Origin of the sequence: Sphingobium sp. B2D3C, assembly GCF_025961835.1 — a bacterium.
Classification (GTDB): Bacteria; Pseudomonadota; Alphaproteobacteria; order Sphingomonadales; family Sphingomonadaceae; genus Sphingobium.
The window spans coordinates 1,453,004-1,468,748 of record NZ_JAOQOK010000001.1 but is presented as its reverse complement, the minus strand read 5'-3'; the positions used below and the strand labels follow the sequence as shown (position 1 = coordinate 1,468,748).

Annotated in this window: 13 protein-coding genes; 9 read left to right on the top strand and 4 right to left on the bottom strand. The window is 64.6% G+C overall.

Going from position 1 to position 15,745, the window contains the following annotated elements:
• Nucleotides 1-17 precede the first annotated feature (17 nt).
• Nucleotides 18-551: an energy transducer TonB gene (locus M2339_RS06815; RefSeq protein ID WP_181559517.1), complete on the top strand. Its 534-nt coding sequence runs from the start codon at nt 18-20 to the stop codon at nt 549-551.
• An 84-nt stretch (nt 552-635) separates the two neighbouring features.
• On the opposite strand, the gene M2339_RS06810 is transcribed toward M2339_RS06815, so the two are convergent.
• Nucleotides 636-1,103 carry an Hsp20 family protein gene (locus M2339_RS06810; protein WP_181559518.1) on the bottom strand — a complete coding sequence of 156 codons (468 nt, stop codon included), beginning with the start codon at nt 1,101-1,103 and terminating at the stop codon, nt 636-638.
• 589 nt (nt 1,104-1,692) lie between these two features.
• On the opposite strand from M2339_RS06810, the gene M2339_RS06805 reads away from it, so the two are divergent.
• Genes M2339_RS06805 through M2339_RS06795 form a run of 3 tightly spaced genes read left to right on the top strand, consistent with a single transcriptional unit; the run spans nt 1,693 to nt 4,326 of the window.
• Complete coding sequence (locus M2339_RS06805; RefSeq protein WP_264587102.1) at nt 1,693-2,943, top strand: lipoprotein-releasing ABC transporter permease subunit; 1,251 nt, start codon at nt 1,693-1,695, stop codon at nt 2,941-2,943.
• The gene (locus M2339_RS06800) at nt 2,936-3,607 is read left to right on the top strand and encodes an ABC transporter ATP-binding protein (RefSeq protein ID WP_181559520.1); all 672 of its coding nucleotides are present in this window, start codon (nt 2,936-2,938) and stop codon (nt 3,605-3,607) included. The genes M2339_RS06805 and M2339_RS06800 overlap by 8 nt, the downstream gene beginning before the upstream one ends.
• A gap of 53 nt (nt 3,608-3,660) precedes the next feature.
• Nucleotides 3,661-4,326 (top strand): SDR family oxidoreductase, encoded by a 666-nt coding sequence (locus tag M2339_RS06795; protein ID WP_264587103.1) that lies wholly within the window; start codon nt 3,661-3,663, stop codon nt 4,324-4,326.
• Nucleotides 4,327-4,397: 71 nt separating this feature from the next.
• Here the strand turns inward: M2339_RS06795 and M2339_RS06790 are convergent, their stop codons facing one another.
• Nucleotides 4,398-5,561 (bottom strand): Yip1 family protein, encoded by a 1,164-nt coding sequence (locus M2339_RS06790; RefSeq protein ID WP_264606273.1) that lies wholly within the window; start codon nt 5,559-5,561, stop codon nt 4,398-4,400.
• Between the two features lie 186 nt (nt 5,562-5,747).
• On the opposite strand from M2339_RS06790, the gene dnaE reads away from it, so the two are divergent.
• Nucleotides 5,748-9,284 (top strand): DNA polymerase III subunit alpha, encoded by a 3,537-nt coding sequence (dnaE, locus tag M2339_RS06785; RefSeq protein WP_264587105.1) that lies wholly within the window; start codon nt 5,748-5,750, stop codon nt 9,282-9,284.
• A gap of 185 nt (nt 9,285-9,469) precedes the next feature.
• Nucleotides 9,470-10,072 carry a PEPxxWA-CTERM sorting domain-containing protein gene (locus M2339_RS06780; protein WP_264587106.1) on the top strand — a complete coding sequence of 201 codons (603 nt, stop codon included), beginning with the start codon at nt 9,470-9,472 and terminating at the stop codon, nt 10,070-10,072.
• 26 nt (nt 10,073-10,098) lie between these two features.
• Here the strand turns inward: M2339_RS06780 and M2339_RS06775 are convergent, their stop codons facing one another.
• Nucleotides 10,099-11,178 carry a PA0069 family radical SAM protein gene (locus M2339_RS06775; RefSeq protein WP_264587107.1) on the bottom strand — a complete coding sequence of 360 codons (1,080 nt, stop codon included), beginning with the start codon at nt 11,176-11,178 and terminating at the stop codon, nt 10,099-10,101.
• A gap of 106 nt (nt 11,179-11,284) precedes the next feature.
• On the opposite strand from M2339_RS06775, the gene M2339_RS06770 reads away from it, so the two are divergent.
• Together M2339_RS06770 and rmuC are read left to right on the top strand one after the other, a co-directional pair.
• A complete protein-coding gene (locus M2339_RS06770; RefSeq protein WP_264587108.1) occupies nt 11,285-11,797 on the top strand; it encodes a YbjN domain-containing protein in 513 nt (170 codons plus the stop codon).
• A gap of 66 nt (nt 11,798-11,863) precedes the next feature.
• On the top strand, nt 11,864-13,318 hold the full coding sequence (gene rmuC / locus M2339_RS06765) for a DNA recombination protein RmuC (protein ID WP_264587109.1): 1,455 nt from the start codon (nt 11,864-11,866) through the stop codon (nt 13,316-13,318).
• Here rmuC and M2339_RS06760 read toward each other — a convergent pair.
• Nucleotides 13,315-14,007, bottom strand: a complete 693-nt coding sequence (locus tag M2339_RS06760; RefSeq protein WP_264587110.1) for an HAD family hydrolase — start codon at nt 14,005-14,007, stop codon at nt 13,315-13,317. The genes rmuC and M2339_RS06760 overlap by 4 nt on opposite strands.
• Nucleotides 14,008-14,119: 112 nt before the next feature.
• Here M2339_RS06760 and M2339_RS06755 point away from each other — a divergent pair, with 112 nt between their 5' ends.
• Nucleotides 14,120-15,412 carry an amidohydrolase gene (locus M2339_RS06755; RefSeq protein ID WP_264587111.1) on the top strand — a complete coding sequence of 431 codons (1,293 nt, stop codon included), beginning with the start codon at nt 14,120-14,122 and terminating at the stop codon, nt 15,410-15,412.
• Nucleotides 15,413-15,745 lie beyond the last annotated feature (333 nt).

Sequence of the window (15,745 nt, the reverse complement as noted above, 5' to 3'; positions counted from 1 at the left end):
GGAACGGAGATGGGGGCATGAACCGCAAATCGCAGGATTTTATATTGGCGCTCGTCGGTGTGACCGGCCTTGGGGCCTTGCTGCTATGGGCTGGGAAAACCGTGCAGATCGACGTTGATTATGCAGGGCATTTCGAGCGAGCCGAGGCGGCGTTCGGCGCCTTGGCGGAAGCTGTGGTCCTCGGCGTGCCCGAAACGATCGAGGACGACTTTGCGCATGTCGAGGTTCCGCCGCCTTATGATCCGGCAAAAGATGCCCTGAAAGCGCCAGCAACGCGGGCGAGGCTGCAGGGAGCCGTGCCAGCCGTCGACTATCCTCTCCTCGCCCGCCGTAACGGCTGGGAAGGCGCGACCATCATCCATTTCACCGTCGATGAGACCGGCCAGCCTTTCGATTGCAGGCTGGTGGAAAGCAGCGGTCATGATGTGCTGGACAAGGCCTCATGCAAGATGATCACGACGCGTGCCCGGTACACGCCGGCGCGCGATGCGCTGGGTCAGCCCGTGATGAGCGGCTTTAATCAGCGTATCCTCTGGCGGCTTGAGGAATGATGCGGCGCGAGGGGCGGCCAAAAAAAGCGCCCGGGTCTCCCCGGGCGCTCATCTCTCCGACTGGTGAGAGAGGGTTGAAACGGATCAGGCGGCGTTCTTGTCGCTTGAGAGGTCGATGACCTCGCCCTTGCCGTTAATGGCGATCTTGCGCGGCTTCATCGCGTCCGGCACCTCGCGGACCAGCTCTACGATGAGCAGGCCGTCGGCGAGGTCGGCGCGCTCGACGCGCACGAAGTCGGCCAGCTCGAACCGGCGCTCGAAGCTGCGGTTCGCGATGCCGAGGTGAAGATAATTGGCGCGCTCGCTCTCCGCGACCTCAGCCTTGCGGCCAGTGATCTGGAGCAGGTTCTGCTGCGCCGTGATGTCGATTTCCTCCGCCTTGAAACCGGCGACGGCGACCGTCACGCGATAGCGATCCTCATCGAGGCGCTCGATGTTATAGGGCGGATAATTGTCCGTCTGCTGCAGGCGCGCGCTGTTCTCGATAAGGTCGAACAGGCGATCGAAGCCGACAGTGGAGCGGCGATAGGGAGTCAAATCAAAGCCACGCATAATCAAATCCTCCATTGGAGCGTGTTTGAACTGCGATGCCAGGCCCGAAGTCGGCGCCCGGTGCATCAGCCGATCCCCATCATGGGCGACCGGACAGGGCAGAGATATGCGCGCGCCATGCCCTTTCAAGAGGGGCAGGTGAGGCGACTGATCATGATTTTTGCACAGCCAAGCGGTGCCGCTCGCGCTGACATCATCCGGCAACAATCCGGTGCTAGGCGTGCAGGGAAGATCGCCACAAAGACTAAGCGCCCAGATCGTTGCCGATCCGGGCGCCCGTGGACGATTAATCGTCTCCCCCTTTGGCGTCGCTTCCGCTCACCTGTCCGGCCCCCTCAAGCGAGTCAGGCGGGATGCGACATCCCTGAACCACGGCCTGCTATGATTGCCTGTGTTTCGCCGCTGACGCTAGGATGACGCACGGCGGCTGTCATCAGGCAAGTTGCGACGCTACGAAATTGTTAAGCACCCTGTGCCATATCCGCAACAGGCGCGCCATGCCCCCGGTCAGGCCGCAGGGCCTTGCCACTCCCTCCCCCGCACCATAGAGGTGCGCAGACTGTCCCCCCGCGAGGCTTCTGCCCCTGCCATGATCCTCAATCGTTACGAACGCATGATCGCCCGGCGCTACCTGCTGCCTGGCAAGGGCGAGGGATTCATCTTCCTCGTCGCCTCCATCAGCCTCGTCGCGGTGATGCTGGGCGTGGGCGCGCTGATCGTGGTGATGAGCGTGATGAACGGCTTCCGCGCCGAGCTGTTCGACAAGATCGTGGGTTTGAACGGCCATGCGGTGGTTCAGGGCTATGGCGGGCGGCTGGACAATTGGGAGGAGATCGCGCGGCAGTCGCGAGCCACGCCTGGTGTGACCAGCGCGACGCCGCTGATCGAGCAGCCGCTGCTGGCGACGTTCAACGGCCGGGTTGAAGCGGCCCTGATTCGCGGCATGACGGAAGCCGATATTCACGACAATGCGTCGCTCTCCGGCAAGGTGCTGGCAGGCTCGCTCAAGGATGTGCGTGCCGGCAGCGGCAAGGTGGCGATCGGCTCCCGCCTGGCCGAGGCGCTTGGCGTGGGCGTTGGCCAGTCAATCAGCGTCATCAATCCGGCCGGGCGCTCGACGCCCTTCGGCACGGTGCCGCGCCAGCTCCCCTATGAGATCGGCGCCATCTTCGAAATCGGCATCTATGATTATGACAAGGCGTTCGTGATCATGCCGATGCAGGATGCGCAGACGCTGCTGCTGATGGGCGGCAAGGTCGGCATGGTCGAGCTGCAGACGGAAGATCCGGACCGCGTCGGCGAGATCCTGGCGCCGCTGACCAAGCAGGTGGCAACCCAGGGCCAGGTGATCGACTGGCGACAGATGAATGCCAGCCTGTTCGAGGCACTGCAGGTGGACCGCGTGGTCTCCTTCGTCATCCTCTCGCTGATCATTCTGGTCGCGGTGTTCAACATTCTCTCCTCCCTGATCATGCTGGTCCGCGCCAAGACGCGGGACATCGCGATCCTGCGCACGATGGGCGCGACGCGCGCCAGCCTGTTGCGGATTTTCGTGACGGTGGGCGTGACCATCGGCACTCTCGGCACTGGCGCGGGGCTTGTCCTCGGCTCGGTGATCCTGTTCTTCCGCCAGGGCATTGTCGATGGCGTGCAGATGCTCACCGGCCAGCAGCTCTGGGACCCGTCGATCCGCTTCCTGACCTCGCTGCCGTCCAAGCCCGATCCGGTCGAGATCGGCGCGATCTGCATTATGGCGGTGGGCTTCAGCTTCCTCGCCACGCTTTACCCGGCCTTCAAGGCTGCTAATACCGACCCCGTACAGGTGCTGCGCTATGAGTGAGGTGCTCTCCGTTCACAGCCTGTCGCGCAGCTTCACGCAGGGCGGCGCCAAGATCGACGTGCTGCGCGGCGTGGACCTGAACGTTCAGGCCGGCGAGATCGTAGCGCTGCTCGGCCCGTCCGGCTCCGGCAAGTCGACCATGCTGCAGGCGATCGGGCTGCTGGAGGGCGGCTTTGGCGGCTCGATCCGCCTCTGCGGCGTCGAAGTTGCAAGCGAAGGTAATGATGGCCGCACGACGCTGCGGCGGGAGAAGCTCGGCTTCGTCTATCAGTTCCATCATCTGCTGCCCGATTTCAGCGCGGTCGAGAATGTCATCCTGCCGCAATTGATCCTGGGCAAGAGAAAGGCTGAGGCGCGGGCCCGGGCGGAAAGCCTGCTCACCAGCCTCGGTCTCGGGCATCGGCTGGAGCATAAGCCGAGCCAGCTTTCCGGCGGCGAGCAGCAGCGCGTCGCGGTGGCGCGTGCGCTCGCCAATCGACCGGCGCTGGTGCTGGCCGATGAGCCGACCGGCAATCTGGATGAGCGTACGGCCGATGTGGTGCTGGACGAATTCATCCGTCTGGTCCGCGAGCAGGGCTCAGCCGCGCTCATCGCAACGCATAATGAGCGGCTGGCGGCGCGGATGGACCGGATCGTTCGGCTGCATGACGGGTTTCTCGATTAGCGATTTGTGCCGGCGCGCCATGGTGGCCGGCGGCACGCGACAGGAGACGACTCATGGCAACCATCGTGATCGCCGGCGCCAATCGGGGCATCGGCCTGGAACTGGCGCGGCAATATGCGCAGGACGGGCATGATGTGATCCGCGCCATGCGCGGCGAAGACCGGGCCGACCCCATCTTCGGCACCACCATGGCGCTGGATGTGGCGGATGCCCAATCGGTCAGCAAGTTCGCTGCGGCGCTCGATGGCAGGCCGGTCGACCTGCTGCTTGCCAATGCCGGAGTGATCGGCCCCGAGCGTCAGAGCAGCACGGACATGGACTTCGATGGCTTCCTGCACACGCTCGATGTGAACGTGCTCGGGCCGTTGCGGGTGATCCAGGCACTGCTGCCCAATTTGCGCAAAGCGGCTCATCCGCGCGTGGCGGTGACCTCCAGCCGCATGGGGTCGATGGCCGCGCCGCAGTCGGGCCATCTCGCCTATCGTGCCTCCAAGGCGGCGGTCAACAAGGTCGTCCAGTGCCTCGCCGCCGATCTGGCAGGCGAGGGGATTGCGGTGGCCTCGCTCCACCCGGGCTGGGTGCGCACCGATATGGGCGGCCCCGGCGCGGACATCGACGTCGAGATCAGCGCTGCCGGATTGCGGCAGGTGCTCGATGGCCTGAGCATGGCGAACACGGGCCGCTTCTGGGCCTATGATGGCGAAGTGCTGGACTGGTAAATCGCCGCCGCTTCCAGCCCCGCGCCTGATCCGCTCATGCGCGGGCTATTTTTGAACGGATCGGCGCTCTATTAGCGCCCTAGGCCTTTCAGCTTGGCCATGTCGATGGCGGCAACGGCCGCCTTCAGTTCGTCGATGCTGCCCGCGTCGCCCTCTGCCTCGACCATGAAGCGCTTGTCGACCGTGGTTGCGAACGATCCATTGCCGGCGCCACGGTCCCACCGCTCGATGACCATATTGTCGTCCACCGTCGTGGTGCGCTCGTAGCTATCGCCATCCTCACGGTTGGATTCAACGCCCATGGCGCTCGCCATGCCGGCAATCGCGCCCATCGCCGCCATATCGGAGACCTTGAGGGTGAAGCGCTTGCCACCTGCCTCATAGCTTGCCTCGGCCTGGCTGGTGGGGCCGGCCTTGATGCTGCTGATCGCCGTGCGCTGATAGGCGCCGATGCTGGCGGGCAGGAGCGCCTGCAATTGCGCCGGAGCGACGGCTTCACGGGTCTGCGCGGCTTCCATGTCGCGCGCTGCCTGCTCGATCTTGCCGGTATCGATGTTGCCGACTCCGGGCAGGGCGATCGTCGCGCCATCCTCCGTCGTCACCGTGCCGCCGCCCAGGCTGCCCGAGGGCGAGAAGCCGAAGGTGCGGCCCACCGTGGCGGTGATCGCGCCGATGACGATATAGATCACCAGCACGCACAGCACCGTCACGATCGTGTAGGTCAGCGCCTTCTCGGGCGGCACTTTCATCAGCGGGGCCGCGCCGACATAGAAGAGATAGAAAGAATAGAGGCCGAGAATTCCAAGGAAGCTGAGCGACGGCACGATACTGAAGATGCCGGCTAGCCAACTGGCCGTCATCGAATAGGCGACGAGCTTGAAGGCGTTGCGAAAACTGCCGACACCGCCGAATTTGGGCGCGAGCTTGCTGGTGATGAAGCTGATGAGGAACAGGCTGACCAGCGCCAGAATGAAGCTCGTCATCGCCATGGAGAGGCCGCCCATCAGCGACGGGCGATAGCTGAAGCCGAACGCGCCGAAGCCGAAGAGCTGGCCGCCGACGAAGGCCGCGATCGGGCTGATCGCCGCCAGTGGCAGGGCGTAGTTGGTGAAGATGTCACCGCTCGGCGTCGTCTCCGCCGCAATCACCGGCCATTCCGCCTTGGGCTTGAGAATGATCGCCTTCGCGCGGTCCATGAGCGATGGCGCCGTGCCACCCGTCGGTTCGATGTCCATAATCCCGTCCCCTGTGTCTGCGACTCATTGAACCATCTTGGGTCCGGCGCGCAAGTCCTTGCAAGATCGGGCGTTCAGGGGGATTGCGGGGATGACCCAGTGCCGGCGGTCTCAGTGGTGCAAAGCCTGTGGGTAACTTGCGCGCGGCCCTTTCCAGATGGACGCCAAAGCCCCATAACAGCGGTCATGCCGCACCAGCCCTATGTTCCGCTCCGAAACCTGTCGGCCTACACCCTGCTGGAAGGCGCGATTGCGCCCAAGCAGCTTGCCGCGCGGGCCAAGGAACTGGGCTTCCCGGCCGCCGCGCTGACCGATCGGAACGGCCTTTATGCGGCCATGGCCTTCTCCGACGCGGCCGCCAAGGCCGGCGTGCAGCCGATCATCGGCACGACGCTCGCGGTGGCGCGCCCCGGCCGGCCGGACAATGCGCCGGTGCAGATCGACTGGCTTGTCCTGCTGGCGCAGGATGATGTCGGCTATAGCAATCTCTGCGCGCTGGCGAGCCGCGCCCATGTCGAGCGGCCGGAAATGGAGGAGGCGCATGTCTCCTTCGAGGCGCTGGAGCGCCATGCCGACGGCCTCATCTGCCTGACGGCCAGCGGCGAAGGTGCACTCGCCCGGTTGCTGGCGGAAGGCCTTCCGGAGGAAGCCGGTCGCTATCTTGGCCGTCTCTCCGCGCTGTTCGGCGATCGTCTCTATATCGAGCTGTCCCGCACGGACGATGCGATCATGGCGGCGGCGGAAGACGCGCTGATCGACCTCGCTTATGCGCGCAACCTGCCGCTCGTCGCCACCAATCCCGCCTGTTATGCCGATGCCGGCTTCCATCCGGCCCATGACGTGCTGCTCTGCATCGCCAACAGCAGCTATGTCGAGAGCGACGACCGCCCGAAAAGCTCGCCGCAAAGCTGGATGAAGCCGGCCGATGCGATGCAGCAATTGTTCGCCGATCTGCCCGAAGCCATCGCCAACACCCTCGTCGTGGCGCAGCGCTGCGCGGTGATGGCGCCCAAGCGCAAGCCGATCCTGCCCAGCCTTGCCGGCGACCGCGACGGTGAGGAGGCGCAGTTGCGCGTCGATGCGACGGCGGGTCTGGTCGGGCGCCTGCGCAAGATCCACCAGCAGACGCATGGCGAGGCCGCGGCCGAGCTTGACGAAGCTGCGCTGCGGGAGAGCTATCCGGACTATTTCACCCGGCTCGATTTCGAGCTGGATATCATCATCCAGATGGGCTTCCCCGGCTACTTCCTCATCGTGGCCGACTTCATCAAATGGGCCAAGGCGCAGGATATTCCGGTGGGGCCGGGGCGTGGTTCGGGCGCTGGCTCGGTCGTCGCCTGGGCGCTGACGATCACCGATCTCGATCCGCTGGCGCTGGGCCTGCTGTTCGAGCGCTTCCTCAATCCAGAGCGCGTCTCGATGCCGGACTTCGACATCGACTTCTGCGAAACCCGGCGTGGCGAAGTCATTCGCTATGTGCAGGGCAAATATGGCCACGATCAGGTCGCTCAGATCATCACCTTCGGTACGCTGAAGGCGCGCGCGGCGCTCAAGGATACCGGCCGGGTGCTGCAGATGGGCTATAATCAGGTCGACCGGCTGGCCAAGCTGGTCCCCAACCACCCCACCGACCCATGGACGCTGGAGCGGACGATGAACGGCTCCGCCGAGTTCGTCGCCGAGTATAAGGCGGACGGGCAGATCAAGCGGCTGGTCGATCAGGCGATGATGCTGGAAGGCCTGCCGCGCAACAGCTCCACCCACGCCGCCGGCGTGGTGATCGGCGACCGGCCGTTGTCGGAGCTGATCCCGCTCTACCGCGATCCCAAGTCCGACATGCCGGTGACCCAGTTCGACATGAAATATGTCGAGAGCGCGGGACTCGTGAAGTTCGACTTTCTCGGCCTCAAGACCCTCTCGGTGCTCCAGCGCGCGGTCAAGCTGCTCGCCAAGCGCGGTGTTAGCGTCGATCTGGAAGGGCTGAGCTGGGACGACGCGAAGGTCTACGATCTGCTCAAGCGCGGCGACACGGTCGGCGTATTCCAGCTGGAATCCGAGGGCATGCGCAAGACGCTCGCCGCGGTGAAACCGACCAATTTCGGCGACATCATCGCGCTCGTCTCGCTCTACCGGCCCGGCCCGATGGACAATATCCCGCTCTTCGGACGCCGTAAGAATGGCGAGGAGGCGATTGAATATCCGCACGATCTGCTCGAGCCGATCCTGAACGAGACCTACGGCATCTTCGTCTATCAGGAACAGGTGATGCAGGCCGCGCAGATCCTCGCCGGCTACTCGCTCGGCGGCGCCGATCTGCTGCGCCGCGCCATGGGCAAGAAGGTGAAGGCGGAGATGGACGCCCAGCGCGCCACCTTCGTCGAAGGCTGCAAGGCGCACAACCAGATCGACAAGAAGAAGGCCAATGAGCTGTTCGACTTGATCGACAAGTTCGCCGGCTATGGCTTCAACAAGAGCCACGCGGCCGCTTACGCGCTGCTCGCCTATCAGACCGCGTGGCTCAAGGCGCATTATCCGGCCGAATTCTACGCCGCCTCCATGGCCTTCGATATCCACCAGACGGACAAGCTGACCGTCTTCGTGGATGACATGCGCCGCATGGGGCTGACCTGCCTGCCGCCCGACATCAACGTGAGCGAAGCCGATTTCTCGGTGGAACCGGACCCGGAGGACGCCAGCCGCCACGCCGTGCGTTATGCGCTCGGCGGCCTCAAGGGCGTAGGCGAGAAGGCGATGGAGACGCTGGTCGAGGAGCGGGTCCGGGGCGGCGCGTTTCGCGATCTTGATGATTTGGCCGGGCGGATCGAGCCGCGCCTGCTCAATCGCCGGCAGCTTGAGAGTCTCGCAGCGGCCGGCGCCTTCGACAGCCTGGGGCTGGACCGGGCAGTGGTCCATGCCGCTGCCGAGGCGCTGCTGGCAGTGGCCGCGAAAGCTGCCGAGCAGCGCGAGAGCGGGCAGGGTGGTCTGTTCGGCGGGGAGGATGTTTCCCATGCGGATGTGCCGCTGCCGGATGTGAAATGGGCGGCCGTCGAGCGGATGGCGCAGGAGAAGGAGGCGTTCGGCTTTTATTTCTCGGCGCACCCAGTCGACCGCTACCGCATCCTCGCACGCGGCAAGGGCGTGCGCAGCTATGCGGAACTGTGCGGCCAAGCGGATGGCATTGGCGGCGGCGACCGCACCGGCGCGATGATGGCTGGGCTGATCGAGGATATACGCTGGCGCGAGACCAAGCGCGGCGCCCGCTATGCTTCGGCGACCTTCTCGGATTCGAGCGGGCAGTTCCAGGCCAGTTGCTTCGATGAGGAAAGCTGCAAGCTGCTCGCAACCCTGCACGAGAGCAACGAGTGCGCCCTGCTGACCGTGGAGCTGGATCGCCAGCCCGGTGAGGAGACCCCGCGCGTCACCGTGCGCAACGTTCAGTCTTTCGCGCGCCTCGCGGGCACGGCGCGAATGCGGATGGTCATTTCCGTCGAGGAGCCCGGCGCTATTCCTTCGCTTCGGCAGATGCTTGGCGAACGGCGCGGCGCGCGCTCGACGGTGGAGCTGGACGCGGCGCTGCCCGATGGCGGGCGGGCGCGGGTCATCCTCGGCGAGGATTTTCAGCTCGATGCAGAGCTTGGCGAGCGCGTGGAAACGGTGCGCGGTGTGACCAAGGTGGTGCTCGCTCAGCACGGCCCACAGCTGGCGTTGGTCGCCTCCCGCTAAACCGTGCCTGACGTTGCACTGCACAGCGCGGGAGCGCGAACCAACGCGGCTTTCCTCGCCTCGTGAGCACAATTGAACGCAGCGCTATTGTGCGTTTGCGAAATGTTAACCATCGCAACGGCGGGGGTGCCATCCCGTTCCATCGGGTGGCGCCGGGGGTGACTCTTAGGATTTGGGAGTTACCGATGAAAACTATGTACAAACTGCCACTTGTCACAGCGGCGCTCATGGCCGGAGCCGCCTTGGCGGCACCATCACAGGCCGCAATCATCAGCTTCGATGGTCTCTCCGGATCGGGTGATCCGTTCACCAGCTACACGCAGGATGGGTTTACCTTCGCCAATGTGCTGGGGTCTTCCGTGGTCGATACCGGCTTGGGCAATAGCGCGCCCAGCGTCGGCTTTGGCGGCGGGACGGCGCTCAGCCTGTTCGATCTGACGGCGGGCGGCGCGAGCTTCACGCTGGACAGCTTCGATCTGGCGACCGTGGACAGCAACCTGCTCTACAGCGTGACCGGCTTTGCGGGTCAGGTGCCGGTGTTCAGCCTGCTCTCGACCTTCTCCGGGGATTTCTCCACCATCGCCGGCGCCAGTAATCTGGTTGACCGGGTCGTCTTCGGCTTCGTCGTCGGTGGCGCTTCGGCGAACATCGACAATATTGCCGTAAACGGAACCAACGCTCCGCCGGTGCCCGAGCCGGCTGTCTGGGCCATGCTGGTCATCGGCTTCGGCGCGGTTGGCTACACGTTGAGGGGGCGCAAGGCGACGATGCGCGTGTCCTTCAACTGATCTGACATAGCCGAAGGGCGGTCTGTTCATCGCAGCATGCTGAACAGATCGCCCTGATCGGATGGCGGCACGAACAGGTCATGCCGCAGCGCAAGGCGGCCCTTGCCAAGGCCATGGCGTGCCTGAGCAACGCGGAAGCGGGTGCCGATCAGCTCCGCATAAGCCCCGGACCCGCGCATGCGCGTGCCGAAATTGGGATCATTGTCGCGCCCGCCCCGCATCGACTGAATGAGGCTCATCACCTTGGCGGCCCGGTCCGGATAATGCGCATCGAGCCAATCCCGGAACAGCGGCGCGACCTCGAAGGGCAGCCGCACCGGAATGAACGAGACCGATTGCGCGCCCGCCTCTGCGGCCGCCGCGACAAGCGCCTCGATCTCATGATCGTTGATCGCCGGGATCATCGGTGACAGGCTGGCATGGGCCGGCACCCCCGCCTGTGAGAGCCCGCGGATCGCCGCGAGCCGACTGGCAGGCGAGGGCGCGCGCGGCTCCAGCTTGCGGTGCAGCCCGGCATCCAGCGTGGTCAGCGAAATCGCCACCGCGACCAGCCCCTGCGCCGCCATCGGCGCCAGCAGATCGAGATCCCGCAACACCCGGTTGGATTTGGTGGTGATCATCAGCGGATGGCGGCAGTCCGCCAGCACCTCGATGCACGCCCGCGTGATGCAATACCGCGCTTCGATGGGCTGATAGGGGTCGGTGTTCGTCCCCATCGCGATGGTCTTCACCAGATAAGCACGCTTGGCGAGTTCCTGCCGCAGCAGCCTGGCCGCGTCCGGCTTGGCGAACAACCGGCTCTCGAAGTCCAGCCCCGGCGAGAGATCGAACCGGGCATGGCTCGGCCGCGCAAAGCAATAAATGCACCCATGTTCGCAGCCCCGATAGGCATTCACCGATTGCTCAAACCCAATGTCGGGGGAATTGTTGCGGGTGATGATCGTGCGCGCCTGCTCCAGCGTCACGGTGGTGCGCAGGGGGGGCGGCTGATCCTCCTCGTCCGCCAGTCGCGCATCCAGCCAGTCGCCATCCACCTCGCGCGCGGGCAGGTGGAAGCGGCTCGATACCTCGTTGGCCGGGGCGCCGCGCCCCTTGATCGCAGTCATACGCAAATAGAAGATATGGGGAACATATCTGCAATAGGCTTTGTGGTGTGGCGATGTCTGCTTCATCGCGATAAGGCCGTGGCGGTAACGAGAAATGGGGACGACGATGAAGACGACCGCTTGGATTTCGGCTGCAGCATGTGCGCTTGTGATGATGACGGCGCCCGCTCATGCGGCCGATGAGGAACCGTGCGGCAAGGGGCTTGTCTGCGCGAATGCGCCCGAGACGGTGGTGAAGGCGATCCAGGACGCGGGTTATAAGGCCAGCCTGAGCAAGAGTGGGTCCACCGGCAACCCGATGATCACCAGCGCGGCAAGCGGCTACAACTTCAACATCTATTTCTACGAATGCGAGGATGGCAAGGACTGCGCCTCACTCCACTTCTCGACCAGCTTCGTGGATGACGGCAAGAACACGCCAGAGCTCGCCAATTTGTGGAACCGCAAGAACCGGTTCAGCCAGATGGCGGTTGACGAGGATGGCTCGCTCGACCTGACCTATGACGTGACAACCTATGGTGGCCTGACCCAGCGCAATTTCGCCGATGTCGTCGACTGGTGGCAGACGATGCTCGGCGCCCTCAACAGCTTCTTCCGCGAGCAGGGCCATATCGAGTGACGGGCTTGCGCTTGTGGGGCAGGGGCGATAGGTTCTTATTTCGTTCCTGTTTTGCCGCGAGTTGCCGTGACCGTTGAAAGCCTCGTTCTTAGTCTGCTTCTTCTGCTGGTCGGGCTTGTCGCTGGCTGGCTGATGCGCGCCCGCATGGCTGCGCCGGTTGAGGCCGAGCGCAAGACTCTCGCCGACAGACTCGGTACCCTTGAGGACATGCGCAACGCCGCTCTGCGCGACCTCGCAGTGGCGGCGAGCCGGGCGGAAGAAACGGACCTCTTGCGCGGGAAATTGGATGAGACCGATCGCGCGCGGGACGAGGCCGAACGGATGCTCGCGGCGGTGCAGGCCGATCATAAGGCGCGGATGGAGGGCTTCGAGGCCCAAATTCGCGCGCTGGGTGAGGCGCGCGAGCAATTGTCTGCGCAGTTCAGTGAGACCGCCGGCAAGTTGCTGAACGAGGCGCAGCGCATGCTCATCGAGCGAGCCGACCAGCGCTTCCATCAGGCCCATGAGAAGAGCGAGGCGAGCCTCAAGGCGCTGTTGCAGCCCGTCGAGACGACGCTCAAGCGCTATGAGGAGGGCCTCGGCAAGGTCGAGAAGGAGCGGGTGGATAGCTATGCCGCGCTGCGCGAGGCCGTCGAGCAGGTGCGGTTGGGCAGTGCAGAGGCGCGGGTCGAGACGGCGCGACTGGTGAATGCGCTGCGCTCCAGCCCCAAGGCGCGCGGGCGCTGGGGCGAACAGCAATTGCGTAACGTCCTGGAAATGGCGGGGCTGAGCCAGTTCGCCGATTTCCGCTCAGAAGTTTCGGTGGATACTGCTGACGGGCGCTTGCGCCCGGACGTGATCGTGCGTCTGCCCGGGGGGCGGCAACTCATCATCGACGCCAAATGCTCGCTCAACGCCTATCTGGAAGCGGTCGACGCCGTGGACGAGGTGGTGCGGGCCGGGCATCTCAAGGCCCATGCCGGTGCGATCCGCAACCACGCGCAGCAGCTTGGCGCGAAGGATTACTGGACGCGCTTCGGCGATGCGGCGGACTATGTCGTCATGTTCATCCCCGGCGAGCACTTCCTCGCGGCGGCGCTGGAGCAGGATGACGGCCTGTGGGAATGGGCCTTCGAGAAGCGCGTGCTGCTGGCCACGCCGACCAATCTAGTCGCCATCGCGCGGACCGTTGCGAGTGTCTGGCGGCAGGAGAAAATGGCCGAACAGACCCAGCAGATCGCGGCGCTCGGCAAGGAGATGTACGAGCGGCTGGCGGTGGCCGCCGGACATCTTTCTTCGCTCGGCCGCAGCCTCAATGGCTCGGTCTCCAGCTACAACAAATTCGTCTCCAGCTTCGAGAACCGCGTGCTGGTGACCGGCCGTCGCTTCAAGGATCTGAGCGTCGAAACCGGATCGCGGGAGATCGACGCGATCGAACCGGTCGAGGCGCTTGGGCGGTTACCTGCACCGGCACCGGGCGAGAGTGCTCCTCAGGAGGCCGATGCGATGGCCGAAGAGCGAGTCACAGGGCGCGCGGACTAGCGTCGTTCGACCAGGTGGCCCTCCGAAAGCGACGCCAGCACGATGTCGCGCACGGCATGCAGATCCTCGACGATGTGGGCGCATAGGCCCTGCATTTCTGATGTGGGCGCCATCAGATCCGGCACCATCACCGTCATCATGCCTGCCGCGGCTGCCGAGCGCACGCCATTGTGTGAATCCTCAAGGGCAAGGCAATCGGCCGGCGAGACGCGCAGCCGCTCTGCGGCGAGGAGATAGGGATCGGGCGCCGGTTTTCCCGCCTGATAATCGCCAAACGCCACGACATGCATGAACCGATCCGCCAAACCATGATGCGCCAGATGATGCCGGACCTGCTCATGGCCGGAGGATGTCGCGATCGCGCGGGGCAACCCCGCCGCATCGAGCACATCGAGCAGCGCTTCCACGCCGGGCTTGAGCGGCAAGTCTCGCGTCACGAACTGGTCAAAGTGCGCTCGCACGCGATTCCTAAAATCATCCGCCGGGAAATCGCCGCCGAAATGGTCGAGCAAGTGCTGGCGCGCCGTCGGCCATGGGCACCCCAATGTGGCATTGAACAGCGCCTCTGTGATCGCGTGACCGCCCTCATCGCCGGCGGAAAACATCGCCGCGCGATAGAGCGTCTCGGTGTCGAACAGCACGCCGTCCATATCGAACACCACGGCTTTTGGGGGGCGGTCCAGCTTCATGCCCGCCTCATAGGCCGAGACCAGGCGCCTTGGAAGCGCTTCCGCTCGCTGCCCTTCCAAGGCGCGCAAAAGCGCCTATGATCGTGGCCATCACGGGGCAAAAGGAACGTCCATGTCTTTCAACGAAGCGTCGAACGAAGCCACTGCGGCCTCCCACATAGATGCGACCATCGATGCGGCGCTTCCCGAACTGCTGGAGATCTATCGCGACCTGCACGCCAATCCGGAACTGAGCTTCCAAGAAGTGCGCACTGCGGCGACGCTGGCGGCGCGGGTGCGAGCGCTTGGCTTTGCCGTCACCGAGCAGGTCGGGCAAACGGGCGTGGTGGCTGTGCTGGAGAACGGCCCCGGCCCGGTGGTGATGATCCGGGCCGACATGGATGCGCTTCCGCTCGAGGAAAAGACCGGTCTGCCCTACGCCTCAACGGTCCGGGCGACGACACGCGACGGCATCGAAAGCCCGGTGATGCACGCCTGCGGCCACGATACGCACATGACGGCCTGGACCGGCGCGGCGCAGGCGCTGATGGCGCTGCGGGCGCGATGGTCGGGGACGCTGGTGATGATCCTGCAGCCGGCCGAGGAGATCGGTCTGGGTGCCAAGGCAATGCTGGACGATGGGCTGTTCACGCGCTTCCCTAAGCCAAGCCATGTCCTTGCCTTCCATGACAGCGCGGAGCTTGCGGCCGGCACCATCGGCTACACGCCGGGCTGGATATTGGCGAATGTGGACAGTGTGGACCTCACCGTGCGCGGTCAGGGCGGTCACGGTGCCTATCCGCACAAGACCATCGACCCGATCGTGATCGCTGCGCGCATCGTCACCAGCCTGCAAACGCTGGTCAGCCGCGAATGCGATCCGCAGGAGGCGGCCGTGGTCACGGTCGGCAGCTTCGTCGCCGGGGCCAAGCACAATGTCATTCCCGATGAGGCAAAGCTGCTGATCACGGTGCGCAGCTATTCCGATGAGACGCGCGCCCGCTTGCTGGGCGGCATCGAGCGGATCGCGCGGGGCGAGGCGATGGCGGCCGGTGTGCCTGAGGACCGGATGCCGATCATGGCGGTGGAGCAGGATTACACGCCGGCCACCTACAACACGCCGCAGTTCAGCGACCATGTCGCGGGCGTGCTGCGCGCCCATTTCGGTGCCGATCGGGTCCGCCAGGTGCCCTCCGTGATGGGCGGCGAAGATTTCGGCCAATATCACCGCGCCGATAACAGCATCGAGAGCATGATCTTCTGGGTCGGCGGGGTGGACCCTGACAAGGTGGCCGCGGCGCGGCGCGGAGAGATCAGCCTGCCGTCGCTCCACAGCCCGCTCTGGGCGCCCGATCCCCATGCGGTGATCGGCACGGCCGCAAAGGCGCTGACGGTGGCGGCGCTGGATATTTTTGGGAAGTCGTAGGTCGGGTGGGCGCATTCACTGATTGGCCGTTATCTTGTATTTATCTTCGAAGGCGCCATTCCGGACACGCCGCCGTTGTGGGCATCGTTGGCATGAGGCAACTGGGCGAGCATGAGGCGGCGGAACCTAAAACTATCGGATTATGGCGTTCACATATTCGGAGCGCTTTTCACTTTCGCATTCCTAACTTTCGCGAGAGAACGAGGTTGGTCTTGGTCGTTATCCATCATCGTGCTGATTGTGGTTTCGATCCCGATAGGTTTGGGACTCGCATGGCTGAGTCTACGATTTAGATCGCGGCGAAGAAGGCGCCCCTAACCAAGCGTTTCGGTT

Excerpts from the sequence above, each read along its gene's own strand:
- M2339_RS06815 (WP_181559517.1), top strand. The coding sequence starts at position 18 with ATGAACCGCAAATCGCAGGATTTTATATTGGCGCTCGTCGGTGTGACC.
- M2339_RS06810 (WP_181559518.1), bottom strand. The coding sequence starts at position 1,103 with ATGCGTGGCTTTGATTTGACTCCCTATCGCCGCTCCACTGTCGGCTTC.
- M2339_RS06805 (WP_264587102.1), top strand. The coding sequence starts at position 1,693 with ATGATCCTCAATCGTTACGAACGCATGATCGCCCGGCGCTACCTGCTG.
- M2339_RS06800 (WP_181559520.1), top strand. The coding sequence starts at position 2,936 with ATGAGTGAGGTGCTCTCCGTTCACAGCCTGTCGCGCAGCTTCACGCAG.
- M2339_RS06795 (WP_264587103.1), top strand. The coding sequence starts at position 3,661 with ATGGCAACCATCGTGATCGCCGGCGCCAATCGGGGCATCGGCCTGGAA.
- M2339_RS06790 (WP_264606273.1), bottom strand. The coding sequence starts at position 5,561 with ATGGACATCGAACCGACGGGTGGCACGGCGCCATCGCTCATGGACCGC.
- dnaE (WP_264587105.1), top strand. The coding sequence starts at position 5,748 with ATGCCGCACCAGCCCTATGTTCCGCTCCGAAACCTGTCGGCCTACACC.
- M2339_RS06780 (WP_264587106.1), top strand. The coding sequence starts at position 9,470 with ATGAAAACTATGTACAAACTGCCACTTGTCACAGCGGCGCTCATGGCC.
- M2339_RS06775 (WP_264587107.1), bottom strand. The coding sequence starts at position 11,178 with ATGACTGCGATCAAGGGGCGCGGCGCCCCGGCCAACGAGGTATCGAGC.
- M2339_RS06770 (WP_264587108.1), top strand. The coding sequence starts at position 11,285 with ATGAAGACGACCGCTTGGATTTCGGCTGCAGCATGTGCGCTTGTGATG.
- M2339_RS06760 (WP_264587110.1), bottom strand. The coding sequence starts at position 14,007 with ATGAAGCTGGACCGCCCCCCAAAAGCCGTGGTGTTCGATATGGACGGC.
- M2339_RS06755 (WP_264587111.1), top strand. The coding sequence starts at position 14,120 with ATGTCTTTCAACGAAGCGTCGAACGAAGCCACTGCGGCCTCCCACATA.